General features: G+C 64.8%; 24 protein-coding genes. 12 read left to right on the top strand and 12 right to left on the bottom strand.

What is annotated here, in order from left to right:
* Together BLT08_RS04095 and BLT08_RS04090 are read left to right on the top strand one after the other, a co-directional pair.
* The gene (locus BLT08_RS04095) at positions 1–765 is read left to right on the top strand and encodes a mechanosensitive ion channel family protein (RefSeq protein WP_090303492.1); all 765 of its coding nucleotides are present in this window, start codon (positions 1–3) and stop codon (positions 763–765) included.
* 358 nt (positions 766–1,123) lie between these two features.
* Positions 1,124–2,497, top strand: coding sequence for an APC family permease (locus BLT08_RS04090; RefSeq protein WP_090303491.1), 1,374 nt, complete (start codon positions 1,124–1,126; stop codon positions 2,495–2,497).
* A gap of 50 nt (positions 2,498–2,547) precedes the next feature.
* Here the strand turns inward: BLT08_RS04090 and BLT08_RS04085 are convergent, their stop codons facing one another.
* The gene (locus BLT08_RS04085; protein ID WP_090303490.1) at positions 2,548–3,375 is read right to left on the bottom strand and encodes a nucleoside phosphorylase; all 828 of its coding nucleotides are present in this window, start codon (positions 3,373–3,375) and stop codon (positions 2,548–2,550) included.
* Between the two features lie 198 nt (positions 3,376–3,573).
* Between BLT08_RS04085 and BLT08_RS04080 the strand changes: the two genes are divergently transcribed.
* Positions 3,574–4,002: a DUF488 domain-containing protein gene (locus tag BLT08_RS04080; RefSeq protein WP_245724163.1), complete on the top strand. Its 429-nt coding sequence runs from the start codon at positions 3,574–3,576 to the stop codon at positions 4,000–4,002.
* 59 nt (positions 4,003–4,061) lie between these two features.
* On the top strand, positions 4,062–4,661 hold the full coding sequence (locus tag BLT08_RS04075; RefSeq protein ID WP_090303488.1) for a flavin reductase family protein: 600 nt from the start codon (positions 4,062–4,064) through the stop codon (positions 4,659–4,661).
* 28 nt (positions 4,662–4,689) lie between these two features.
* On the opposite strand, the gene cdd is transcribed toward BLT08_RS04075, so the two are convergent.
* The 7 genes from cdd to BLT08_RS04040 form a co-directional block, all read right to left on the bottom strand.
* Entirely contained in the window at positions 4,690–5,088 is a 399-nt protein-coding gene (cdd, locus tag BLT08_RS04070; RefSeq protein WP_090303487.1) for a cytidine deaminase, read from the bottom strand.
* Between the two features lie 119 nt (positions 5,089–5,207).
* Complete coding sequence (locus BLT08_RS04065; RefSeq protein ID WP_090303929.1) at positions 5,208–6,275, bottom strand: ABC transporter permease; 1,068 nt, start codon at positions 6,273–6,275, stop codon at positions 5,208–5,210.
* Positions 6,268–7,533 carry an ABC transporter permease gene (locus BLT08_RS04060; protein WP_090303486.1) on the bottom strand — a complete coding sequence of 422 codons (1,266 nt, stop codon included), beginning with the start codon at positions 7,531–7,533 and terminating at the stop codon, positions 6,268–6,270. Before BLT08_RS04060 ends, BLT08_RS04065 begins: the two co-directional genes overlap by 8 nt.
* Positions 7,530–9,176, bottom strand: coding sequence for an ABC transporter ATP-binding protein (locus BLT08_RS04055; protein ID WP_090303485.1), 1,647 nt, complete (start codon positions 9,174–9,176; stop codon positions 7,530–7,532). The genes BLT08_RS04060 and BLT08_RS04055 overlap by 4 nt, the downstream gene beginning before the upstream one ends.
* Positions 9,177–9,182: 6 nt before the next feature.
* Positions 9,183–10,247 (bottom strand): BMP family lipoprotein, encoded by a 1,065-nt coding sequence (locus tag BLT08_RS04050; RefSeq protein WP_090303484.1) that lies wholly within the window; start codon positions 10,245–10,247, stop codon positions 9,183–9,185.
* Between the two features lie 229 nt (positions 10,248–10,476).
* A complete protein-coding gene (locus BLT08_RS04045; RefSeq protein WP_090303483.1) occupies positions 10,477–11,874 on the bottom strand; it encodes a phosphohexomutase domain-containing protein in 1,398 nt (465 codons plus the stop codon).
* A 231-nt stretch (positions 11,875–12,105) separates the two neighbouring features.
* Positions 12,106–12,741: a MaoC family dehydratase gene (locus tag BLT08_RS04040; RefSeq protein WP_090303482.1), complete on the bottom strand. Its 636-nt coding sequence runs from the start codon at positions 12,739–12,741 to the stop codon at positions 12,106–12,108.
* Positions 12,742–13,004: 263 nt separating this feature from the next.
* Between BLT08_RS04040 and BLT08_RS04035 the strand changes: the two genes are divergently transcribed.
* From BLT08_RS04035 to BLT08_RS04005, 7 genes are all read left to right on the top strand, one after another.
* Entirely contained in the window at positions 13,005–13,325 is a 321-nt protein-coding gene (locus BLT08_RS04035) for an AbrB/MazE/SpoVT family DNA-binding domain-containing protein (protein ID WP_090303481.1), read from the top strand.
* Positions 13,322–13,807, top strand: coding sequence for a hypothetical protein (locus BLT08_RS04030; protein WP_090303480.1), 486 nt, complete (start codon positions 13,322–13,324; stop codon positions 13,805–13,807). Before BLT08_RS04035 ends, BLT08_RS04030 begins: the two co-directional genes overlap by 4 nt.
* Before the next feature lie 52 nt (positions 13,808–13,859).
* A complete protein-coding gene (locus tag BLT08_RS04025) occupies positions 13,860–14,405 on the top strand; it encodes a poly(R)-hydroxyalkanoic acid synthase subunit PhaE (RefSeq protein ID WP_090303479.1) in 546 nt (181 codons plus the stop codon).
* Positions 14,402–15,979 (top strand): class III poly(R)-hydroxyalkanoic acid synthase subunit PhaC, encoded by a 1,578-nt coding sequence (phaC, locus tag BLT08_RS04020; RefSeq protein WP_090303478.1) that lies wholly within the window; start codon positions 14,402–14,404, stop codon positions 15,977–15,979. The genes BLT08_RS04025 and phaC overlap by 4 nt, the downstream gene beginning before the upstream one ends.
* A gap of 143 nt (positions 15,980–16,122) precedes the next feature.
* Positions 16,123–16,866, top strand: a complete 744-nt coding sequence (locus tag BLT08_RS04015; RefSeq protein ID WP_090303477.1) for a beta-ketoacyl-ACP reductase — start codon at positions 16,123–16,125, stop codon at positions 16,864–16,866.
* Positions 16,867–17,037: 171 nt separating this feature from the next.
* A complete protein-coding gene (locus BLT08_RS04010; protein WP_245724142.1) occupies positions 17,038–17,835 on the top strand; it encodes a proteasome subunit alpha in 798 nt (265 codons plus the stop codon).
* Position 17,836: 1 nt separating this feature from the next.
* The gene (locus BLT08_RS04005; protein ID WP_090303475.1) at positions 17,837–18,589 is read left to right on the top strand and encodes an archaeal proteasome endopeptidase complex subunit alpha; all 753 of its coding nucleotides are present in this window, start codon (positions 17,837–17,839) and stop codon (positions 18,587–18,589) included.
* A 22-nt stretch (positions 18,590–18,611) separates the two neighbouring features.
* On the opposite strand, the gene BLT08_RS04000 is transcribed toward BLT08_RS04005, so the two are convergent.
* Positions 18,612–19,637 (bottom strand): DUF7351 domain-containing protein, encoded by a 1,026-nt coding sequence (locus tag BLT08_RS04000; protein ID WP_245724141.1) that lies wholly within the window; start codon positions 19,635–19,637, stop codon positions 18,612–18,614.
* A 132-nt stretch (positions 19,638–19,769) separates the two neighbouring features.
* On the opposite strand from BLT08_RS04000, the gene BLT08_RS03995 reads away from it, so the two are divergent.
* Complete coding sequence (locus BLT08_RS03995) at positions 19,770–20,174, top strand: VOC family protein (RefSeq protein ID WP_090303474.1); 405 nt, start codon at positions 19,770–19,772, stop codon at positions 20,172–20,174.
* A gap of 13 nt (positions 20,175–20,187) precedes the next feature.
* Here the strand turns inward: BLT08_RS03995 and moaC are convergent, their stop codons facing one another.
* From moaC to BLT08_RS03980, 3 genes are all read right to left on the bottom strand, one after another.
* Positions 20,188–20,718: a cyclic pyranopterin monophosphate synthase MoaC gene (gene moaC, locus BLT08_RS03990; protein WP_090303473.1), complete on the bottom strand. Its 531-nt coding sequence runs from the start codon at positions 20,716–20,718 to the stop codon at positions 20,188–20,190.
* The gene (locus BLT08_RS03985) at positions 20,711–22,138 is read right to left on the bottom strand and encodes an NAD(P)H-hydrate dehydratase (RefSeq protein ID WP_175529227.1); all 1,428 of its coding nucleotides are present in this window, start codon (positions 22,136–22,138) and stop codon (positions 20,711–20,713) included. The genes moaC and BLT08_RS03985 overlap by 8 nt, the downstream gene beginning before the upstream one ends.
* A gap of 177 nt (positions 22,139–22,315) precedes the next feature.
* Positions 22,316–22,789, bottom strand: a complete 474-nt coding sequence (locus BLT08_RS03980) for a hypothetical protein (RefSeq protein ID WP_090303471.1) — start codon at positions 22,787–22,789, stop codon at positions 22,316–22,318.
* Positions 22,790–22,858: the final 69 nt, after the last annotated feature.

Here is a 22,858-nt window from a genome sequence, read left to right as displayed (position 1 = left end):
ATGGATTGGCAGACCCTCATCGACGAACCGGCCGTGATAGCCGCAGCAGTGCTGGCGCTCGGAATCGTCGTCGGCTATCTGGTCGGACGGCTCAACGAGGAGTTGTTGACGGCATCCGGCGTGCCGGAGACGGTCGAGGGGACGCCGTTCGAGCGAACCGCCCAGTCGATCGGCACCTCCACGGTCGGCATCGTCGCGCGATTGAGTTCGTGGTTCATCTACGGGATCGCCGTGCTCACGGCGATTCACATCGCGCAGTTGCTGGATACGGACGCGTTCTGGCTGCGCGTGACGGAGTTCATCCCGCAGGTGTTCATCGCCGTCCTCGTGCTCATCATCGGCTTCATCGTCGCGGACAAGGCGGAGCTGGTCGTCGGCGAGTATCTCCGCGGCGTCAAACTCCCGGAGGTGTCGGTCCTCCCCAAACTCGTCAAGTACACCGTCCTGTACGTGACCCTCATCATCGCGCTGGGTCAGATCGGAGTGCACGTCGTCGCGTTGCTGATCCTGTTGACGGTGTACGCTCTCGGACTCGTCTTCGTGGGATCCCTCGCGTTCAAGGACTTTCTCGTCTCGAGTGCAGCGGGCATTTACCTGTTGCTCAACCAGCCCTACGGGATCGGAGACCGGATCCGGATCGGCGAGCAGACGGGAATCGTCCAGGAAGTCGACCTGTTCGTGACGAAAATCGAAGACGAGTCCGAGGAGTATATCGTCCCCAATCGGAAGGTCTTCGAGGATGGAATCGTCCGGATTCGTGAGTAGAGCGGTTCGGAAAGAACCGCTTACGAACGGGGAGTGAAACGACCCGTGAGTCGAAAAGAATCAGAGACTCCGCTATCGAACGAGTCCGACGAATCGGTAGCGCAATGCGGGCTCGTGTACTGACCTGCGGGCCCGATTGCTGCCGAGTGTCTCGTGCGCATCTCAAATACCGATCGAACTGTTGCTCGCTGACTTGCCGAACTCGAGTCCGCTACTTTTTCCCTCGAGATCACCCAGCGACCCGCTATGGAATCCCTGCTGGCAAATATTACAACCACTGTTACCGCATGCATCGATAATCCGTAACACTGTTATCCACTACCGGATATATCACGAACAATCTCTCGAGATAGATACAATGTCTGAACACGGGATAATCGATCAGAAAGTTGGGCTGATAGGGGCCACGGTACTGATAATCGGGAACGTCATCGGAGTGAGTGCGTTCGTGCTTCCCGGCCCGCTGGCGGGGGATGCCGGCCCGGGGATCATCTTCGCGCTGTTGCTCGCGTTGATCCCGCTGACCTTCGGGATCCTCATGTCGCTGCAGCTGGGCAGTGCAATACCCGTCGCCGGAGGGAGCTACGTCTACGCGTCGCGGCTCGTGGGTCCGTTCTGGGGCTTTTTGCTCCCCTGGATCACGATCCCCGGCGTCTGGGCCGGCATGCTGTTCATCGGACTCGGCTTCGCCGAGTACGCCGGGTTCGTCGCCGACAACATCTCGGCGATTCCGGCGATTCCCGATATCTGGTTGATCTACGGGCTACTGATCCCGTTTATCGTTTTGAACGTACTCGGGATCAAGATGGTCGCTATCGTCCAGTTCATCATGGTGTCGATTATCGTCGTCGGAATGCTCGCGTTCATCGTTCCCGGCACGTTCATCGTCGATACGAACAACTACACGCCGCTGTTCCCGGAGGGAACCGGCCCGGCTATCGTCGCCGTCGTCTCGCTGTACTTCCCGCTTCGAGGCTTCCGACTCGTCGTCGAACTCGGCGAGGAGATGGAGAATCCCGCGAAGAACATCCCGCGCGTGCTCGGGCTCTCGGCCGCGATCTCGCTCTCGCTGCTGGTCGGACTCGTCGTCGTTCTCGTCGGCTCGACGAACTACGAACTCCTCGGCGGCATGGACGCAGCCGTTGCGGAGGTGTCCCTACAGAACTTCCCGACGGCACTGACCGCACTCGTCCTGATGGCCGCGGCGATGGGTGCGCTGACGTCGATTAACATGACCTACACCGCCTACTCGAGGCTCCTGATGCGGGCCGGGCGTGACAACATCATTCCGGGGGCGATCGCCCGCATCCACGACCGCTACGACTCGCCGTACGTGGCCGTCCTCCTGCTGGGCGTCCCGCCGCTGCTCGTCGCGCCGATCTCGCCGGGAACCGTCACGCTCTCCGTGGCGCTCTCGCTGACGATCCTGTTCGGACTCGCGGTCGCCGGCGTCGCGCTGTGGAACCTGCCGAAGGTGTTTCCCGACCGCTACGAGTACTCGCTGTACAAGCTGCCGCCGTGGCTGCTCAAGATCACCGCCGCGGGCGCCGTCGTCTCCGCCGTGATCCTCTGGGTGCTGGTGTCGACGCAACTGCCCGTGATGGTCGCCGTCCTCGCCGGCTGGATGATTCTCGGCTACCTCTTCTACCGGGCCCGAATCGCGTACTTCGAGAAGCGCGGCGTCGACCTCGAGAACCGGATGAAACGCCTCCACGAGAACGAGCAGTTATAGACGAGTCGTAGGCGATTCGAATCAGCGACCGGTTTTCGGCCGACCGCCGTTCACGCGTCCTCGAGCGAGAGCCCGGCGTGCCAGCGATCCGCGCCGGCCTCGCGCTTGACGGCGTCCATCTTCGCGAGCAGGTGGGTCGCGAGCGTCGCCGTCTCGGCGGCGCGTGATTCGCCTTCCGTTCGGAACTCGCCGGTTTCGCGGTTCGCGTAGACGGTACAGACGGCACCGGCGCGAAGACCGTAGATGTTCGCGATGGTCACGATCGCGCTGGCTTCCATCTCGATATTTTTGACGTTCGCCTCCTTCAACTGGTCGACGAGATCGTCCGCGTTAGCCGCCTCGAAGCCGTCGAAGCCGGGTCGCCCCTGCCCCGCGTAGAAGGAGTCCGCGCTCATCGTGATGCCCGTGTGGTAGTCGTAGCCGAGTCGCTCGGCGGCCGCGATCAGCGCGCAGACGACCTCGTGATCGGCCGCGGCGGGGTAATCCTCCCGAACGTACTCGTCGCTGGTCCCCTCCTGGCGGACCGCACCGGTCGTGATCACCAGATCGCCGACGTCCATCTCGGGCTGGATTGCGCCACAGGAGCCGACACGAATAAACGTGTCACAGCCGACGCGGGCGAGTTCCTCGACGGCGATGGCCGCCGACGGACTGCCGATCCCCGTCGACGTGACCGAAATCGGCGTTCCCTCGGTTGTCCCCGTCGCGGTCCGGTACTCGCGGTGGTGGGCCGTGACTTCGTGGTCGTCCCAGAAGTCGACGATCTTCTCGAGTCGCTCCGGATTCCCCGGGAGGAGCACGGTCTCCGCGACGTCGTCGGAGCCGACCTCGAGGTGGTACTGTACGTCGGCGTTCGGATCTTCGCTGTCGCCGGTCATTCAGACGCGGTGATTCGCACCGCCGCCGTATATAACTGCAGGGCCGACGTACCGACCGGTATGGCACGCGGATTCGAGGGACCGGACGAACCTGACGACACGGCCGAGGCCGACGGTGCAGCCGGGGCTAACGGTACGGCTGGTGCCGACGGTGCGGGCGAACCTGGCGGTACAGCCGGAGCCGACGATGCGGCCGGGATCGAGGGCACGCTCGCGGACACCTACGTCGCCGCATTGCAACACGATCTCGTCGATCTCCCGCCCGAGACGACGCTCGTCGGCGTCGTTCGGAAACCGACGCCGTGGTTTCACGCGGCCGTCGACGAGAATCAGCCGGAACTCGGGCCGCCCACCGAGTTGCTCGAGTCGTTCCGGACGACCGTCGACGACCTCAAGATGCGCGGCGTCTGCGAGGAGGGTGCGCACAACGCCGCGTGGGACGAGGTCGGGTTCGAGGAGGCGTATCGAGACCACCTCGAGGAGTCGGCCGACGCGCGGGCGGCGCTCGAGGGCCTCGAAACCCGACTCGCGGACGGCGAGTCGCTGGCGCTGGTCTGTTTCGAGAACACCGCGAAGAAGCGCTGCCACCGGACGGTGCTTCGGGACGTGCTCGCGGAACGAGCCTGACCCTCACCAACTCGCCGGAACCCGTCGAACTGATATGGTAGCACCCCTATCCGCGATCCATGCACGAGTTCGACACGGACGAGCGGTCCGAAGACGAAATCGCGCGGTTCGTCAAGACGGTCGTCACCCCCCGTCCCATCGCCTGGATCAGCACGCGAACCGAAGACGGCGTCGACAACCTGGCTCCCTTTAGCTCCTACAACTACGTCTCGTTGAAGGAACCGACGGTGCTGTTCAACACGCCAAACGGCGACCGCGACGAACTGAAAGACACCGCGCGAAACGCCCTTGACACCGGCGAGTTCGTCGTCAACGTTGTCACCGAGTCCGAGATCGAACGGATGGACCACACCTCGGCCGCGATCCCATCAGAGGAGAGCGAGTTCGATCTCGCCGACGTCGAGCGCGCCGACTGTCGGACCGTGTCGGCGTCGCGCGTCGCGAACGCGGCCGTTTCGATGGAGTGTACGCTGCACGACTCGCTCGAGGTCCACGACAAACTGATGATCCTCGGCGACGTCCAGCACGTCCACGTCGACGAGGAACTGCTCGCCGAGGGTGACGGAAAACTCGATATGCGGGACCTCCCGACCGTCGGCCGGCTGGGCGGGCCGTACTACACGGTCTCCGATCCGGTGGAGTTCGAACGCCAGTTCTGACCGAATAGCGTGTGGACGACTCGACTCGTTACTCGAGCATCTCCTCGGTGATCGTGTTCGGCAGCAGGCCACCGAGCGTGTACTCCGTTGGCTCCTCGTCCTCTCCCTCGTCGCAGATCACGAGGAGGTCGTCGTCGCAGAACTCCGCGAGCGTCTGGCGACACATCCCGCAGGGGGTGACCCCGTCCCGGCGGCCGGAGCTGACGGCGAGCCGCGTAAAGTCGCGGTGACCGTTCTTGACCGCCTCGGCGACGGCTACCTCCTCCGCGTGGAGGCTGTTGCTGTAGTTCGCGTTTTCGAGGTTGCAACCGACGAAGACCTCGCCGTCGGCCGTCTCGAGGGCGGCGCCAACGGGGTACTCGGAGTAGGGAACGTGGGCGTCGGACTGGACGTCGCGGGCGATCTCGAGGAGTTCGGTTTCGTTCATAGCGGTGCTAGCTCGAGCGCGGACAAGAAGGCACCGACGGCCGTGAACCGCTCGGGGTTGAACCCCGAGGCACTCTGCCTCGGCCGCCTGTAGAACCGCTGCCAGACGCGAAGCGGTGCTCAGTCCTCGCCGGACTCGTAGTTCTCGCCGGCGGCGTCCGGCAGCCGGGTCTTCCCGACGAAGGTGATCACGAGGATCACCGTCACGTAGGGAATCGTGCGGATGAGCTCCGACGGGACGGCGTAGCCGATGTTCTGAATCCGAAGCTGGAACGCGTCGAGGCCCGCGAAGAGGAACGAGCCCGCGAGCGCGCCGAGGGGGTGGTAGTTCGCGAACAGGTAGGTCGCGATGGCGATGAATCCGCGGCCCTGCATGTCGGTTTCGCCGCCGCCGGCGAAGGTGCCGAGCTGGCCGAGAGCGAACCCTGCACCGCCGAGGCCGGCGAACACGCCCGAGAGGATGACCGCCGCGTAGCGGACCTTTCGGACGTCGACGCCGGCCGTGTCGAGCGCCTTGGGATTCTCGCCGCTGGCGACGACCCAGCGCCCGAAGCTCGTCCAGTTGAGTACGTACCAGCCGACGAGGACGGCCCCGAACATGAGGTAGACCTGCGGCGGCGTGTCGAACAGCAGATAGCCGAGCAGCGGAATCTCGGACAGCACCGGGATCGTCACGTTGTCGAACGTACCGACGTTGCCGGTGTTCGGGCTGTCGAAGACGATCCGCGAGACGAACGGTGCCAGCCCGAGCGCGATGAGCCAGAGCGCCAGTCCCGCGATGATCTGGTCCGCCTTGTACTCGATGCAGACGACCGCGAACAGCAGCGCGAACAGCGTGCTCACGAGCACGCCCGCGAGCAGTCCCCACCAGTGGTGTGAGACCGCGAACGTCGACTCGCCGGAGCCCAGCCAGAAGGTGACGATCACCGCGCTGAACGCCGAGACGATGAGCAGACCCTCGATTCCGATGTTGATCACGCCGCTCTTCTCCGCGAAGATCCCCCCGATCGCGGCGAGCGCGATGGGGACGGCCAGCCGGAGCATCGCCGTGTGCGTTCCCGGGCTGGCGGCGACCGACAGCGTAACGCCCGCCCACGAATCGGGGAAGACGACACCGAGCGCGATCCAGAGGACCGCAACCGAGGCAGTTATCGCGATGACGGTCCAGCGTGAGAGTCCGTCAATCATCGCGTTCACCTCCGTCGTCGGCCGTTGCACCGTCTTCGGCGAGTTCACCGCCGTCTGTGCGGACGAGGTCGCTACTGCCGACTTCGACGTATCGTGTGCCGATCATACGGAAGAACTCCGGCATCGCGACGAACAGGATGATGAGACCGCTCAGAATCCCCACCAACTCCGGCGGGACGGCCGTCGCGGTCCCGATCGCGCTCGAGCCGCTGTCGAGGACGCCGAAGAGGAGCGCCGACACGCCGATACCCAGCGGGTTGTTAGCCGCGAGGATCGAGACGGCGATGCCGTCGAAGCCGAGCGGCGGCACGCTCTCGAGCCAGCGGCCGTGTTGCATGAGCACCCAGAGCGCGCCGCCGATGCCGCCGAGCGCGCCGGAGAGGGTCATGCTCGTGACGATCATCCGTTTCTCGTCGACGCCGCTGTAGGCGGCCGCCTCCGGCTGGACGCCGCTCGTCCGGAGTTCGTAGCCGAAGGAAGTACGCGCGAGCAGCCAGGCGATCCCGATCATGAGCGCGATCGCGAACGCGAGCGCGAGCAGCGAGAAGTTCGCCCGGCTACTGAAGCCGACGAGCGGGATGTTCGGAATCTCGGCGTACTCGGGAATTCGCCGAGTCCCCGGATTGGGGCTGTCGGGGTCCTGGAACTGCCACGATAGCAGCGTCGAGGTGATCCCGACGGCGACGAAGTTGAGCATGATGGTCGTGATGACCTCGTTCGCGTCGGCGTAGGCTTTGAGCGCACCCGGAATCGCGCCGAAGAACCCACCCGCGACCGCACCGGCGAGCACGCCGAGCGGGATGAGCACGACCGTCCCGACGACGCCGCTGGGAACGACCAGCGAGGCGTAGACGACGGTGACCGCCGTCGCGAGACCGCCGACGACTAACTGTCCCTGCGTCCCGATGTTGAACAGGCCGGCCCGGTAGGCCACCGCGAACGACAGTCCGGTGAAGATCAGCAGCGTCGTCTGCTGGAGCGTCGTCGCCAGTCGGTGGTTCCCCGGACTCCAGCCGCCCTCGAGCGGGTGGCCGAGCGCGCCCAAGAACAGCTCGTAGTAGACCTGCATCGGGTTGTAACAGAAGGTCCAGCCGGCGACGTTCAGCCCGGTCTGACAGGAGGCGAAGGCGCCCGAAACGAACACGAGCACGCCGCCGACCAGAATCGACGCGAACAGGGCCGCGATACTGATGGCGATCCGCTCTACGATCGACGCACGGACGAGTCGCTCGAGAAGCGCCTCGAGTCGCTGTCTCATGCGTCACCTCCGGAATCGGCGTCGGTGGTCGGTGACATTCCGTCGGCGGAGTCGGACGCGGCTCGTGACTCCGGCCGTTCGCCGGCCATGAGCAAGCCGAGTCCCTCCTCGGTGAGATCGTCGGGATCGGTGACGTCCATGAACGAGCCCTCGTAGATGACCGCCAGCCGGTCGGAGAGGCTCCGCACCTCGTCCAGATTCGACGAGACCAGCAGGATGGCGATACCCGCCCGACGGAGTTCGAGCAGCCGTTCGTGGATGAACTCGGTCGACCCGATGTCGACGCCGCGGGTCGGGTGGGTCGCGACGACCAGCCGCGGATCGCGTTCGAACTCGCGGCCGACGATGAACTTCTGCTGGTTGCCGCCCGAGAGGGATTCGGCGTCCGCCTCCGCGTCGGGCGGGCGAACGTCGTAGGTCTCGATGATCTCCTCGGAGTGGTCCCGGACCCCCTGCCAGTCGATGCGTCCGGACTCGGAGAACTCCTCGGAGCGCTGGCTTCCGAGCACGCCGTTTTCGACGAGATCGAACGACATCACGAGCCCGCGCTCGTGGCGATCCTCCGGGATGTACGACATGCCGGCGTCGATTCGATCGCGGCGCGACCAGTCGGTCACGTCCGCGTCGTCGAAGACGACCGACCCGCGTTCGGGCGCTCGAAGCCCCGTGATCGCTTCGATCAGTTCGGCCTGACCGTTGCCGTCGACCCCGGCGATGCCGAGGATCTCGCCGGCCCGGACCTCGAGATCGATGCCCGAGACGACCTCGACGCCGCGCGCGTCTTCGACGGCAATATCCTCGACGGAGAGGATCGTCTCGCCGACCTCGTTCGGCTCGGTTTCGGCCTCGAGGAGGACCTCTCGGCCGACCATGTACTCGGCCAGTTCTTCTCGCGTCGTCCGGTTCGGATCGACCGTGCCGACGGATTCCCCGTCCCGGAGGACGGTGATCGCGTCCGCGGCGTGGGTCGCCTCGCCGAGTTTGTGCGTGATGAAAATGATCGTCTTCCCCTGGGCCGTTAGCTCCTCGAGCACGTCGTAGAGCCCCTCGACCTCCTGGGGCGTGAGGACGGCCGTCGGCTCGTCGAGAATGAGAACGTCGGCGCCACGGTAGAGCGCTTTGAGGATCTCGACGCGCTGCTGGACGCCGACGCTACAGTCGGCGATCGTCGCCGTCGGATCGACGTCGAACCCGTAGCGATCGCAGAGATCCCGGATCTCGCGCTCGATACGCTCGCGGTCGACCGCCATCCCGAACCACTTTCGCGGCTCGTTACCGAGTGCGATGTTCTCCGCGACGGTCATCGTGTCGACCAGCATGAAGTGCTGGTGGATCATGCCGATCCCCGCGTCGATGGCATCGCGCGGCGAACCGAACGCCCGTTCGGTGCCGTCGACGACCACGCGACCCTCGTTCGGCTCGTAGAGCCCGTAGAGGACGTTCATCAGCGTCGTCTTTCCGGCCCCGTTCTCCCCTAGCAGGGCGTGGACGCTCCCTCGCTCGACCAGCAGGTCGACGTCGTCGTTCGCGACGACGCCCGGAAACCGTTTGGTGATTCCGTCGAGATGCACCGCGAGATCGCCCGCAGTCGCTGTCTCGACTCCGCCCGCGTCGTCGGTGTGTTCCGTTCCCGGCTCGGTCATGCGCGATCAGACGTCGTCGGGATCGTCCGGAACCTCGATCTCGCCGTCGATGAGTTCCTGTCTGGATTGGTCGACCTGCTCCGTGATCTCGTCGGGGATCTCGTCGCCGATCGTGTCGCCGTAGACCGCCTCGACGCCGCCGTCCTCGAGTCCGAGCTCCTCGGTTTCGCCGCCCTCGAACTCGTCGTTGACGATCGACTCGACGGCCGTGTAGACGGCCTCGTCGACGCGCTTGACCATGCTCGCGAGGATCACGTCGGCGTAGTCTTCCTCCTCGAGCGACTGATCGGAGTCGACGCCGATCGCGAACCGACCTTCGGATTCGGCGGCCTGGAAGACGCCCACGCCGGTCGCACCCGCGGCGTGGAAGACGATATCGGCGCCGTGGTCCTGATACATCGAGAGTGCGGCCTCTTGACCGCCGCTCGTGTCGTTGAAGTCGCCGACGTACGAGGAGATGACCTCGGCGTCGTCGTTCGCGTACTCGACGCCGGCGGTGAAGCCGGCCTCGAACGACTCGATCAGGGGTGATTCGACGCCGCCGACGAAGCCGACGACGTCCTCGTCCGGGTTCGTCTCTCCGTCGCCGGCCGAGAACTCCTCGGCGGTCAACAGTCCCGCCAGGTGGCCGACCTGGAACGAGCCGCCCGGCTCGTCGAAGACGTAGTTTCGGACGTTGTCTTCCTCGATACCCGCGGTATCGATGATCATGAAGTTCTGATCGGGGTACTCGGGGGCGTTCTCCGCGAGCGCGTCCTCCTGTGCGAAGCCGACACAGGTGATCAGATCGTACTCGCCACCCTCCGCGAAGTCGCGCTGGTGGCCGTCGAACTCACCCTCGTCGTCGGGTTCGGCTTGATCGTAGCTGAGGTCGAACTCGTCCTGTGCGTCCTCGATCCCCGACTGCGCCATGTCGTTGAACGAGTTGTCGCCGAGCCCGCCGCTCGCGTAGATCATGCCGACGTTGAACTCCGTGTCGGCGTCTTCGCCGAATCCGCCCACACAGCCGGCTAACGTGGTTAGTCCTGCGACACCTGCACCAGTAAGGAACCGCCGTCGATTCTGCGCCATAGCCCTGAATAGCGTAGACATTCGGTTTATACTCGTCGGAATCGACGAATGTAATAGTAACAGAACTAGTCTGTCTACACTTGTTATTCGTTCCGAACACGAGCGGCGTGAAACGCATAGCCGGAATCGAAATCGCCCGGCTTTCACGAAACCCGATCCGGTTCGACTCCGCCGTCGTGAACCCGACCGAAGCGTCGAATCGGGTTTCGGCGCTTCGGATCCGATTCGCTCACCGGGAAGCCGCGATCGCGGCCTCGACGACATCGCGAGCGTCCGCGACCAGGTCGTCGACGGTGTCGCTCTCGGCGTAGATCCGCACGTAGGGCTCGGTCCCGCTCGGGCGGACGAGGACCCACGAGGCGTCCTCGAACTCGAGTCGAACGCCGTAGCTCGTGTCGACGGCCGCCGCCGGGAACGCGTCGGAGAGGTCGGTCTCGAGGGCGGCCATCGCGCCGGCTTTGGCGTCGTCCGGGCAGTCGACGCTGACCTTGCGGTAGGGCCGTTCGGTGACGGGCGCGCGGAGCGTCTCCGTATCGCCGGCCGCGGCGACGAGGGCGCTGACGACGGCCGCGCTCGCGACGCCGTCGATCCACCCACCGAAGGCCGTGTGGATGTGTTTCCACGGCTCCGCGGCGAAGACGACGGCCGTCTCGTCGTCGTCCGCCGCCGCACGGCGCTCTCGAGCGATCCCCTCGTGAAGCGCGCCGAGACGGACCCGTTCGACGCGCCCGCCCGCGTTTCGGACCTGTTCGTCGATGCGCGCCGATGCGTTGGGCGTCGTCACGACGACGGGATCGTCGGCGTCGCTCGCCGCCGTGTAGTGGGCCGCAACGAGGGCGAGCACGGTGTCCTCGTGGATCACCTCGCCGTCGGGACCGAGCACGACCAGTCGATCGGCGTCGCCGTCGTGGGCCAGTCCGAGGTCGAACGAGCTCGTCTCTAAAAAGGCCGAAAAGTCCGACAGCGTCTCCGGCGTCGGCTTGCTCTCGCGGGCGATAAAGTGGCCGTCGACGTTCGCGTTGAGCGCGACGACGTCGGCGCCGAGTCGTCCGAGGACGTGGGGCGTCGCGAGCGATCCCATCCCGTTGCCGCAGTCGACGGCGATCTCGAGCCCCTCGAGCGGCGCGTCGTCGGCCGCGGCATCGCTCGACGACGTGAACTGCTCGCGCACGTAGGCGACGACGGCGTCCCGATACGCGTCGAGGACCTCGAGCGTCGACGACTCGCCCCACTGGTCCCAGCGGACGGACTCGATTTCGCCGTCGCTCTCGACCAGATCCTCGACGGCGCGTTCGGCGTTGCGGTCGAACTCGACGCCGTTCGCGAAGAGTTTGATGCCGTTGTCCTGGGGCGGGTTGTGGCTCGCGGTGAGCATCACGCCCTTGCGGCCGCGCGAGGCAAACGCCAGCGTCGGCGTCGGTACTTCGCCGATTCGAACGACGTCTGAGCCGGCGCTCTCGAGGCCGGCTTCGACCGCCGCGGCGAGTGCGGGTCCGGTTTCTCGGCCGTCTCGGCCGACGACGAACGTCGTGTCGGGATCGCCGGCGGCCTGTCCGACCGCGAGCGCGAGTGCTGGCGTTACCTCTTCGACCGGGCCGCGGATCCCTGCAGTCCCGAAGAGCGTCATAGCAGGCCGTTCCGCGAGGAACTACTTAGCAACGTTGCACCCGATTCGGAAGCGCCGTCGCTATAGTAACAACTGAAACGATTTACACACCGATCGCAACGCCGTCCTGCGATCGGGTGTGCGTTGACTTTCAGTGGCTACTATACGGAATCGGCGGGCGGGGGAGGGCTGGGCTGAAAACGAGAGGCTGCTAAACTGCCTGAACGGTCGGTCGACGGCGTGGAACGTCGACTACTCTTCCGGCATGTCGTCGATGAGGACGACCGCTTCGCCGTTGATAACGGTCGCGTCCTCGCTCTCGTTCCGGATGATCGTCTCGAGGCGGAACTGCCTGTTTCCGAGGTCCTCGACGATCTCGACGCGGGCGGAGACGCGGTCGCCGATGCCGACTGGCCCGCTGAACTCGAGGTCCTGGGAGAGGTAGATCGTGAGTCCGGGGAGTCGCGCTAGCGCGGCGCTGATGAGACCGGAAACGAGGGTCCCGTGGACGATTCGCTCGCCGAACCGGGTGCCGGCGGCGAAGTCCTCGTCCAGGTGGAGTCGGTTCGTGTCGCCGCTGACGTGGGCGAAGGCCCGGACGTCGTCCTCGCTCAGGACTTTCTCGAAGGTGACGGTGTCGCCGACGCTGATGTGGGCCGGGTCGTCGACCGTTCGGTCGAACTGCCAGTCGAGGTGGGAGTGATCGATGGACGGAATCGACGCGGCGACGGTCTCGGTATCGGAGCCGTTCGAAACGCCGGGTGCCAACATGGCGGACATCGCCGCGCGGTTGGCAGCAGTCGCACTTTCGAAGAGAGTCTGGGCCATCGACGTCCACGCGTCGGTCATGGCAGCGAAGTTATGTTTCGCAGGCTTCTCGTGGGACATCTACGGGCCGGTAGGTGTGTGGTGGTTATGACTTCTTTGGCTGACCTGGACGATTTTAACCGTATTGTACACGATTATTAGCTATTTTCGTTCGCCCGACTCGCTCGATCGGGTGATTCCCGTACCCTCGTTCGATCGGCATCGCCGACTCGTCGCCCGTCTGAAGACCGCGAGAGCACGTCCGATACGCTCCGAACCATTGGATGGTATTAGATGGTATCTAGTGGAAACTCTTATCAGGTCCGAGCCCGTACGTTCTGTTGATGACGGACGACTCCGACCGATCGCTCTGGTTCCCGCCTGCGATGTTCACCGAACAGATGCAGGAGGCAGGCGAGCAGGTTGCCGAATCCCAGCAGGAGATGATGAAGAAGATGATGCAGGCCAGCGGCTCGAACCCGTTCGATACCGGTTCCAGCTTCGGCCCGATGAACATGGGAACGGCGACGTTCAAAGCTCGCGTCCAGAGCGGCGGTCGGATCAGCATTCCCGGCCCGGAACGGGAAGCCCTCGACATCGAAGAGGGCGATATCGTCCAGACGATCGTCGTACCCGTCAAGCGAAACCGAGAAGATCAATCATGACTCAGAACCCATTCACCGCCGTCTTCGACGCACAGCGCACCGCACTCGAACAGTCCCAGAACCTCACCCACGACGCCCTCGAGGCCCAGAAGTCCTCGATCAGCGCCTTCGGCGACGCCGTCGAGAGCTCCGGCGCGATGTTCGAATCCAACGCCGAACTGACCAAGGGCGCCGTCCACGCCTACTTCGACGCCCTCGAGGCCTCCATGCCCGAGCAGGCCGCCGAGTTCGACGACCTCCGCGAACTCGTCGACGAAGGCTTCGACTCCGCAACCGACGCACAGCACCAGTCGCTCGAGGCCGTCGTCGAGGCCATCGACGAGTCCGAAGCCGCCTACGACGAGTTCGCCGCCAACTACTCCGAAGTCGTCGACAGCTCGTTCGACGCCGCACTCGAGGCCCACGAACAGGTCGAAGCGAACGTGACGTCCGTCGCCGACAACGTCGAGGAAGCCGCCGAAGAGTTCGACGTCTCGGCGTAGACCGCAGCATCAGGCGCAGCCTTTTCAGCGCCGCACCCCCAATTTTAGCACAATGACAGATTCACAGCCCCAGGACCAGAACTGGAACGCAGTCGTCGAACAGTGGAACGAACAGTTTATGGACGCGATCGAGGAGAACATGGAAGCCCAGGCCCAGTTCGTCGAGAGCTGGTCCGAGGCCGTCGGCGACGCCACCGACGAGAACGAGATCTCCGAGGGCGTCGAGGGCTACGCGCGGGCCTACGAAACGTGGATGAACGCCTCCCAGCAGATGGTCGAGCGGATGAACGACAGCGTGGAGGGCGAGGACGTCGACATGGAGGAGTTCCGTGACATTTGGCTCAACACGGCCAACGAGGCGTTCAAGGACGTCATGTCGACGACCGCCTTCGCGAAAATGACCGGCGAGACCGTCGGCGACATCCTCGAACTCCAGCAACAGGCAGACGAGGCCTCACAGGAGACGCTCAGCCAGCTCGGTTTCGCGACCAGAGACGACGTCGTCGAAGTCGGCGACCGCCTCGTCGAACTCGAACGCCGCCAGCACGCCGTCGAGGGGAAACTCGACCGCGTTCTGGACCATCTCGAGGAGGAATGATGAACCCGTTCACATCCGTCATGGACATGCAGCGCCAGACCTGGGAGGCGGCCGCCGATCTGGCCGACAAGAGCAAAGTCACACCCGATCGGACCGAAACGCTCGAGAACGTCGAGGTCGGCCAGACGCCGAGTGAGGTCGTCTACGAGGAGAACAAGCTCAAACTCCTCCACTACGAGCCGATGACGGAGGAGCAACACGACGTGCCGATCCTCGTCACGTACGCGCTGATCAACAAACCGTACATCCTCGACCTCCAGCCCGACCGCTCGGTCGTCCAGACGCTGCTCGAGTCCGGCTTCGACGTCTACCTGATCGACTGGGGCGAGCCCTCCAGGCTCGACCGCACGCTCGGACTCGACGACTACGTCAACCGCTACATCGACAACTGCGTCGACGTGGTCCGCGAGCGCTCCGGCCAGGACTCGATCAACATCCTCGGCTACTGTATGGGTGGCACGAAGTCGGCCATGTACGCCGCGCTCTACCCCGAGAAGGTCAAAAACCTCGCGCTGATGGCCGCCGGCCTCTGCTTCGCCGGCGACGGCGGCGTACTCGAGCTCTGGGGCGCCGACGATTACTACGACCCCGAGACAGTCACCGACACCTTCGACAACGTTCCCGCCGAATTCCTCGACGTCGGCTTCGCGCTGATGGATCCTGTCGCGAACAACATGACGAAGTACGTCCGCTTCTACGACAACATGGAAGACGAGGACTTCGTCGAGAACTTCGCCCGCATGGAGCGCTGGCTCGACGAGGGGATCGACGTCGCCGGCAAGGCCTACGAGGAGTTCATCCGTGACATCTACCAGGAGAACAAGCTCTACGAGAACGAGCTCTACCTGAACGGCGAACACGTCGACCTCACGAAGATCGACATGCCCGTCCTCCAGATCGTCGCGGAGTACGACCACCTCATCCCACCGGAGGCGTCGAAACCGTTCAACGACGTCGTCAGTTCCGAGGACACCGAGATCCTCGAGTTCGCGACGGGCCACATCGGGATGTCCGTCTCCTCGCGAAGCCACGACGAACTCTGGCCGCAGGTCAGCGAGTGGTTCGAGGCGCGCTCGAACGGAACGGATATCGAGGCCGAACCGGAGACCCCGGAGCCCGAGGAAAAGGACGCCGCACTCGCCGAGGACGTCGCCGGAGACGAATCCGGTCCTGCGGATCTGACGGACGGCGGCGCGGCGGTCGAAACCGACGCCGGTGTCGAGACCGAATCGGCCGGCATCGACGCGGAGACGACCGATCGAACCGACGCGGAAGTCGCCGCGCGCGGTGAAGACGACGTTCAGGAAGCGCCCGCAGAGCCGGGCGAGATGGCCGTCGACGAAGACGTCGTCGAGGAGGTCGCCGGCGAGGACGCCGCCTCCGAAATCGAGTCCGAGACCGACGATCTGACCGATCTCAGCGGCGTCGGGCAGGCGTACGCGGACGATCTCACCGAAGCCGGTATCGAAACCTTCGATCAGTTGGCCGATGCCGACACCGCGGAGTTGGCCACCGAAACCGGTATCTCGCCCAGCCGAATCGAAGACTGGATCGAGCAGGCCCAGAACCGGTAGCATACGGTAATAGCCGACGGTTTGCGTGACCGCACCGTGCTATCGAACCATCCCTCGCGTGTGTGTCGTCACTTCCTCTCGTCGCTGTATCTCCTGATACCCAACATGTTGTTATTTATCGCCGGACGTTGAACGGGTGTACCATGTCTATGGATGGGCGAACCTGTGTTATCACCGGCTCGGCGCGCGGGATCGGACGCGGTATCGCGGAGTACCTCGGCGCGGAGGGTGCAAACGTCGTGATCAACTACCGATCGTCGAAGGAATCGGCGCTCGAGGCGGTCGACGCCATCGAATCGGCGGGTGGGAGCGCCGTCACCGCACGGGCCGACGTCGCCGACCGTGAGGAGGTCGTACACATGCGTGAAGTCTGTCACGACGCGTTCGGCCCGGCCGACGTCTTGGTCAACAACGCCGGGATCACGGCCGACGAACAGTTCACCGAGATGACCCGCGAGGAGTGGGATCGAGTCATGGACGTCAACCTCGGCGGAATGTTCAACTGTACCCAGGAGTTCTACGACGACATTTGGAACGCCGACGAGGGGAGACTGGTCAACATCTCGAGCGTCGTCGGCAAACAGGGCAACTTCGGACAGGCCAACTACGCCGCCGCCAAAAGTGGGATGTTCGGCTTCACCCGCACCATCGCCCTCGAACTCGCCAAAGGCGGGTCGACGGCCAACTGCGTCGCGCCCGGCTTCACCGCGACTGATATGCTCAAGAGCGTTCCGGATCACGTCCTCGAGCGAATCATCTCGGGCATTCCGCTCGAGCGGCTGGCGGAAGTCGAGGACATCGCCGCCGTCGTTCGCTTCCTCGCCAGCGAGGACTCGAGTTACGTGACGGGCGAAGTGATCGACGTCAACGGCGGGATGGACCTCTAGCCGGCGTCGTAACGCGGATTTACTCCCGAGTTGTCGAGCGCGTACGGTGTTCGGTTGCCGTCGTTCGTGCGCTGTTGATTCCGTTCGACGCTCGAGACGAGTTCGTACACCCTCGCAGCTAAAATATATTTTAGCTAACATCTATTCCGTCGGGACTCCTCTTCGTTACTGATGCAATCACCAATGAACGTCAAGACGAGTTTCCTCGGGTCGAGCGGCATCCAGCCGAGCGGCAACGGGAGACGATCCGACCGAGACGACGGGGGGACCGACCCGCACACCCTACCGAACGAGATCACGACGGGAACCACGACGGTCGGTGCCGTCGGTACGGACGGCGTCGTCCTCGCGGCGGACAGGCGGGCGAGCCTCGGTGGAAAGTTCGTGACGAATCAGTCGGCACGGAAGATCGAACCCGTCGCCGACCGAACGGCCGTCGCCTTCTCGGGCAGCGTCAGCGACGCACAGTCGTTCGTTCGCCACCTCCGGGCCGAACTCCGAGGCTACGAGTTGCGCCACGGCGACGCCGCGTCGGTCGAAACCGCCGCGACCGTGGCCGGCGATCTCGTTCGACGGGGTCCCTACCGAATCCTCGACCTCGTGCTCGCCGGCGTCGACGACGGCCCGGCGGTCTACCAGATCGGCGGCGGCGGTGGCGTCATGGACACCGCGTACGCGGCCAGCGGCAGCGGCATGCAACTCGCCTACGGCTCGCTCGAGGGGGGCTACGAGCCCGACCTCCCGCTTGCGGACCTCCGTCGCGTCGTTGCGATCGCCGTGCAGAGTGCCACCGAACGCGACACCGCCAGCGGCGATGGGATGACGATCGCGACGATTACCGCCGACTCGCTCGACCTCGAGCAGTTCGGGAGCGTCGCCGACGGCGTCGCGTCGACGGGCGACGGGGCTGGAAACGTCGGGTCGAACGATCCGAACGCGATCGAGGAGTCCGACGAGGAGGTGCGCTGAGATGGACTCGAGTGCACCACAGCAGGCCTACGACCGCGGTAATACGATCTTCTCGCCAGACGGCCGGCTCTACCAGGTCGAGTACGCTCGCGAAGCCGTCGAACGCGGCTCGCCGAGCGTCGGCGTCGTGACCGACGACGGCGTCGTCCTCGCGGCGCGAAAGCGCGTTCGCTCGCCGCTGCTCGAGGCGGACACGATCGAGAAGATCCACGAGGTCGACGACCACCTCGCGATCGCGTCCGCGGGCCACGCGGCCGACGCGCGACAGCTCGTCGACGTCGCGCGGCGGGTCGCCCAGCACCACCGGGTACGATACGGCGAGCCAGTCGGCGTGGAATCGCTCGCGACCCACCTCGCGGATCACGTTCAGGAGCACACCCAGACGGGCGGCTCGCGTCCGTTCGGTGCGGCGCTGCTCGTCGGGGGCGTCGATCCCGGCCGACCGGGCGAGGGCGTCGGGCAGCCGCGGCTCTTCGAAGTCGATCCCAGCGGCACCCCCTACGGCTGGCGGGCCGTCTCGATCGGGAACGGCACCGACGGGATCAGGAGATTCTTCGAGGACCGACTCGAGGGCGACCTCCCGGGAGAGACGCAACGGGGAATAGCCACGGCACTCGAGGCGCTCGCGACGACGGCGGAGAGCGACCTCGAGCCGGAAAGCCTCGACGTGTGGACGATCGATTCGGACGCGGCGACGGTCGAGCGGCTGTCCGCCGACGAGATCGCGGCGGTACTGGCTGAACTCGAGTCCTAGCCGAACTGCTCGAGACCCTGGCTTATCCCTCGACTGTCGCCCGCTGGACGTCGACCACGTCGAGCCCGTCGTCGACGTACAGCGGGAGTACCGCATCCTCGAGTTCGACGACGACCCGAACAGCGAGCGGATCCTCCGAGAGCACCGTTTCGGCCCACTCGTGGCCGACGTTCCAGATGGGGCGGTCGCCGACGTTCCGGTCGTGCTCGTGGTAGAACGAGACGACCGCCGGCTGTTCGAGCAGCGCCAGCGTGACGGGACAGCGCGCTTCGGTGCCGCAGGTGGAACACTCGAGGACGGCCTGGACGTGATCCGCGTGCTCGGATGGCAACTCGTCGGCGACCGCAGCCGATGGCGTTTCGAGTCGGGTGTCGACGGCGCCGGCACACTCGGGGCAGACGCCGTCGCGCATGAGCGCGAGCCGGTGACGGTGGTGGCGGTCGAACGCCTCGGGAAACTCTCGTCCGTGGGCCTCGAGTCCCGACGGCGGGAAGCCGAGTTGAACCAGTCGGCGCTCGCAGTCGGCACAAGCCACGGTCACGACGTTGTCGGTCGACTCGGCCTCGAGCGCGTCGCGCTCGCAGAACGGACACGCCTCCTCGAGCGCGATCGGCGGGTGGTCGACCCGGTGGGTGTAGGTACCGGTTGCGATCGCCCGGGCGATCTGCAGTCCGGCGTAGGTGAGTTCGTAGCCCGCCGTGCGTTCACCGGCCCCCTCGCGTTCGTCCGCCGCGTCCTTTCGGAGATACGGACCGACGAGCTGCTCGAGGTGATAGGCGAAGCCGGCCGACGTGTCTACCTCGGAGGCGTCGAACAGGTTCGAGAACGTGGCTCGCGACGGCTCGTCGCCGTCGGTTCGCTCGAGCATCGTCTCGAGAATTCCCATCCGGATCTCGTTGCCGAGCGCCTGGAAGGCGTCGCTTGGAGTCGATAACTGTTCGGTCCGGGCGGTCTCGAGGTCGGGCCCGAGAGGCGAATCCACCGGTTCGGTCCCGGATTTGTTCCCTTCTGCGGTAGCCGACGGCTCGTCCGTGTCCTCGAAGGACATGCCGCGGGGTTTGGGTCCGAGTACCAAAGTAGGTTCCGCGTGCGGCAAGTGAATCGGACTGTCGATCGTGGCTAACGTCGGCTCGCGTTCACCCGTGCGCACACTTATCAAACGGGACGAAAAGTGTCCAGTATGGTCACGCCAGACGCGTTCTATCACGTCGCACTGAAAGTCCCGGACGTCGGCGACGCCGTCGCGTTCTATCGCGATACTCTCGGCGGCGACCTCATCGAGCACGAACAACCCGACGAGGAAGCCACGGGCGCGACAGCCGTCGAGCACGCCGCACTGATGATCGGCGACAAACACCTCTACGTCTTCGATCGAGCACCGTACGAGGCCGCAGGACTGGTCGACGAGCTACCGTACGGGGTGCTCCACTTCGGCTACACCGTCGACGACGTCGATGCGGCGGTCACGGATCTCGCAGACGACGTCTCGTTCGTCATGGAACCCACCGTCTTCGGCGAGCTAAAGGTCGCGTTCTTCGAGGACCCCGCGGGAACGCGGATCGAACTGCTCGAGTATCTGGACTGACGGTAACCGCGGCTCAGGTCCGTTCTTTCTCCTTCGCGAGCACCCGCACGTTCTCGATGCCCGTCGAGGGATACTGTCCGTCGTCGTCCTTCTCGACGGCTTTCACCATATCCCAGACGACGTTCAGGCCCGTCGTCACGCCCTCGAGCGCCTCCATCTCGCAGCCCGTTTTCCCCGTCGTTTCGACGCCAACCTCGAGTTCGATACGGCCCTCTGCGAGCGAGAAATCGGTGTCGACGTTGGTAATCGGAATCTGGTGACACATCGGGATCGTCTCCCAGGTGTGTTTGACGGCCTGGATCGCGCCGATGCGGGCGGTCGCGAGCACGTCGCCCTTGCCGACCTGATCCTCCCGAATCGCCTCGATCGTCGACGGCTGGAGGTGGATCTCCCCGACCGCGACGGCCCGGCGTTCGCTGTCCGGTTTGTCGCCGACGTCGACCATCTGAACGTCGCCGTCGTCGGTGGTGTGGGTGAGTTCGTCGGCCGCGGCCGCCTCGGACGACCCCGCCGCGTTCGACGGTTCGTCAGGTGTCTCACTCATCGTCCCCACCCCAGAGTGCCGCAGGAATCTCGTCGAGCATATCGGAGGCGAGGAAGCCGAACGTCTCAGTGCTTGCGATTCGTTCACCCGCGAGGCCGTTGACCTGCGCGCCCGCCGCCGCGGCGTCGAACGGTTCGGCGTGTTCCATCAAGGCCGCGACGATGCCGGCTAACGTGTCGCCGGTCCCGCCGACTTTCATGCCGACGGTGCCCGAGCGGCTGATCCGTGTCCGCTCGCCGTCCGTGATCACGTCGGTCGCGCCCTTCGCGAGGACGATGTGACCCAGCTCGGCCGCGAAGGATTCGATCTCGTCCGCTGCGGCGGCCAGATCGTCGGTATCGGGGCCCCCCATCCGGGCCAACTCGCCGCGATTAGGCGTACAGACCAGCGTCGCGTCGGTCTCGAGGTCGGGCACGACCCGCAAGGCGTCCGCGTCGACGACGACGCGGCCGGAATAGGACTCGAGGAACTTCGCTGCGGCCTCGAGCGTCTCGTCGGCGATACCCAGTCCCGGCCCAAGCACGACGACGTTGTCGTACTGTTGGGCGGTCTCGAGGAGTTCTTCGGCCCGCTCGGGCGTGAGCACGTCCTCCGCGTAGGGCTGGACGATGAGGTCTTCGCTGTAGCCCTGAATCTCGCCCGCGACAGCGTCGGGGGCGGCGACGAAGGCGAGTTCCGCGCCGGCTCGAAGCGCACCCTGCGCGGCGAGCGCCGGCGCGCCGGTGTAGGGACCGCCGCCGATGACGTAGGGTCGGCCGTCTCGACCGTCGGGTCGGGCGAGCGAGATATCGCCCGGGCCAACGTAGCGCTCGGCCGCGGCCGGAATGCCGATGTCCGCGACGGTGACGTCGGCGTCGAGTTCCTCGAGCCCCGGTTTCGTATCGTGGAAGGTGACGACCCGATCGGCCTCGACACCGTTGTCCGCGTGGTCACCCTCGTTCGCGTCGAAGCCGGAGGGGACGTCGACGGCGACGACGGTCGCATCGGCGTCGTTGATCGCCTCGGCTGCGGTCGCGGCAGGCTCTCGAAGGTCGCCGCTGATTCCGGTGCCGAGCATCGCGTCGACGACGACGTCGCAGTCGGGGAGGTTGAACTGACTCGAGTCCGTGAGCTCCCGCGTCTCGTACTCGCTTTGCTGGAGGGCGTCCCAGTTCTCGCGAGCGATCTCGGTTCCGATGGTCTCGGACTTCCCGAGCAGGAGGGTCGTAGTGTCGTAATCGTCCAGAAACCGCGCGGTGACGAACGCGTCGCCGCCGTTGTTCCCGCGGCCGGCGACGATGGCGACGCTCGAGCCCGGTTCGGCGACCTCCCGAACCGCGCGGGCGACCGCGTGCCCGCTCGACTCCATCAGCTGCTTTTGTGCCACGCCGAGCGCCGCGGCGTTCTCGTCGACGGCGGCCATCCGCTCGCCAGTAATCATGCGGAAGCGTTCGACGGGCCGACCGTTGAAGATTGCGGACGACACGCCGGATTTCACCCACCCTTTCAACTCGGTTGACGTTAATTTCTCAACAAATCACAAATTGACCTTACAACTGTATTTGAGGTGCAGAACAGTTCCTCAACCGCGTCCAGCGCGGGAGATGGCTCGACAAATCTACGCGTAGAAAACCGAGCTGTCACCTTTCCAGTGTGTGAGGTCGGCGTCACTCGGCGCTTCGCCGTTGTGCGACACCCGAAGAAGCCGAGCGGAACGTTTCCGATTTTCATCGTCTCCTGGGTCGCTAATACACGTATATGCGTGCATTTTGTACGAATCGTGGTCGCCAATAATTTCCTCGCGCGTTACATCGATTGGCTGTAATTCACTCGAGTCAGTTGACGGGGCGACTTGTATCGCAAGAATGGAATGCTGTGTGAAATCCGTCTCGTCGATCCACTGCCTCTCTTCGGTACTGAGATCTCGTTCATCGAGAAGATCGATTTCCGATAGCTGCTCTCGCTCGGTGAACAGATAGACCCCTATCCAATCATCGTCGAGATGTTCGAAATGCAGCGTTTCGTAGGACAACGTGTCGCCTTCCTCGATATCTGGTTCCGGGCAAGAACGATCGCTCTCCGAATCATCCATTGATTGGCACCCTGCTACTGTGATAGAGAAACTGGACACAGTGATCGACAGTAGTGCTCGCCGATTCAT

Origin of the sequence: Natronorubrum texcoconense (assembly GCF_900100335.1) — an archaeon.
GTDB classification, from domain to species: domain Archaea; phylum Halobacteriota; class Halobacteria; order Halobacteriales; family Natrialbaceae; genus Natronorubrum; species Natronorubrum texcoconense.
This window is presented reverse-complemented; position numbering and strand designations above follow the sequence as displayed.

What these genes read in the sequence shown, in the direction of transcription:
- BLT08_RS04095 (WP_090303492.1), top strand. Translation starts at nt 1, where the DNA reads ATGGATTGGCAGACCCTCATCGACGAACCGGCCGTGATAGCCGCAGCA.
- BLT08_RS04090 (WP_090303491.1), top strand. Translation starts at nt 1,124, where the DNA reads ATGTCTGAACACGGGATAATCGATCAGAAAGTTGGGCTGATAGGGGCC.
- BLT08_RS04085 (WP_090303490.1), bottom strand. Translation starts at nt 3,375, where the DNA reads ATGACCGGCGACAGCGAAGATCCGAACGCCGACGTACAGTACCACCTC.
- BLT08_RS04075 (WP_090303488.1), top strand. Translation starts at nt 4,062, where the DNA reads ATGCACGAGTTCGACACGGACGAGCGGTCCGAAGACGAAATCGCGCGG.
- cdd (WP_090303487.1), bottom strand. Translation starts at nt 5,088, where the DNA reads ATGAACGAAACCGAACTCCTCGAGATCGCCCGCGACGTCCAGTCCGAC.
- BLT08_RS04065 (WP_090303929.1), bottom strand. Translation starts at nt 6,275, where the DNA reads ATGATTGACGGACTCTCACGCTGGACCGTCATCGCGATAACTGCCTCG.
- BLT08_RS04060 (WP_090303486.1), bottom strand. Translation starts at nt 7,533, where the DNA reads ATGAGACAGCGACTCGAGGCGCTTCTCGAGCGACTCGTCCGTGCGTCG.
- BLT08_RS04055 (WP_090303485.1), bottom strand. Translation starts at nt 9,176, where the DNA reads ATGACCGAGCCGGGAACGGAACACACCGACGACGCGGGCGGAGTCGAG.
- BLT08_RS04050 (WP_090303484.1), bottom strand. Translation starts at nt 10,247, where the DNA reads ATGGCGCAGAATCGACGGCGGTTCCTTACTGGTGCAGGTGTCGCAGGA.
- BLT08_RS04045 (WP_090303483.1), bottom strand. Translation starts at nt 11,874, where the DNA reads ATGACGCTCTTCGGGACTGCAGGGATCCGCGGCCCGGTCGAAGAGGTA.
- BLT08_RS04040 (WP_090303482.1), bottom strand. Translation starts at nt 12,741, where the DNA reads ATGTCCCACGAGAAGCCTGCGAAACATAACTTCGCTGCCATGACCGAC.
- BLT08_RS04035 (WP_090303481.1), top strand. Translation starts at nt 13,005, where the DNA reads ATGACGGACGACTCCGACCGATCGCTCTGGTTCCCGCCTGCGATGTTC.
- BLT08_RS04030 (WP_090303480.1), top strand. Translation starts at nt 13,322, where the DNA reads ATGACTCAGAACCCATTCACCGCCGTCTTCGACGCACAGCGCACCGCA.
- BLT08_RS04025 (WP_090303479.1), top strand. Translation starts at nt 13,860, where the DNA reads ATGACAGATTCACAGCCCCAGGACCAGAACTGGAACGCAGTCGTCGAA.
- phaC (WP_090303478.1), top strand. Translation starts at nt 14,402, where the DNA reads ATGATGAACCCGTTCACATCCGTCATGGACATGCAGCGCCAGACCTGG.
- BLT08_RS04015 (WP_090303477.1), top strand. Translation starts at nt 16,123, where the DNA reads ATGTCTATGGATGGGCGAACCTGTGTTATCACCGGCTCGGCGCGCGGG.
- BLT08_RS04010 (WP_245724142.1), top strand. Translation starts at nt 17,038, where the DNA reads ATGCAATCACCAATGAACGTCAAGACGAGTTTCCTCGGGTCGAGCGGC.
- BLT08_RS04005 (WP_090303475.1), top strand. Translation starts at nt 17,837, where the DNA reads ATGGACTCGAGTGCACCACAGCAGGCCTACGACCGCGGTAATACGATC.
- BLT08_RS04000 (WP_245724141.1), bottom strand. Translation starts at nt 19,637, where the DNA reads ATGTCCTTCGAGGACACGGACGAGCCGTCGGCTACCGCAGAAGGGAAC.
- BLT08_RS03995 (WP_090303474.1), top strand. Translation starts at nt 19,770, where the DNA reads ATGGTCACGCCAGACGCGTTCTATCACGTCGCACTGAAAGTCCCGGAC.
- moaC (WP_090303473.1), bottom strand. Translation starts at nt 20,718, where the DNA reads ATGAGTGAGACACCTGACGAACCGTCGAACGCGGCGGGGTCGTCCGAG.
- BLT08_RS03985 (WP_175529227.1), bottom strand. Translation starts at nt 22,138, where the DNA reads ATGATTACTGGCGAGCGGATGGCCGCCGTCGACGAGAACGCCGCGGCG.
- BLT08_RS03980 (WP_090303471.1), bottom strand. Translation starts at nt 22,789, where the DNA reads ATGGATGATTCGGAGAGCGATCGTTCTTGCCCGGAACCAGATATCGAG.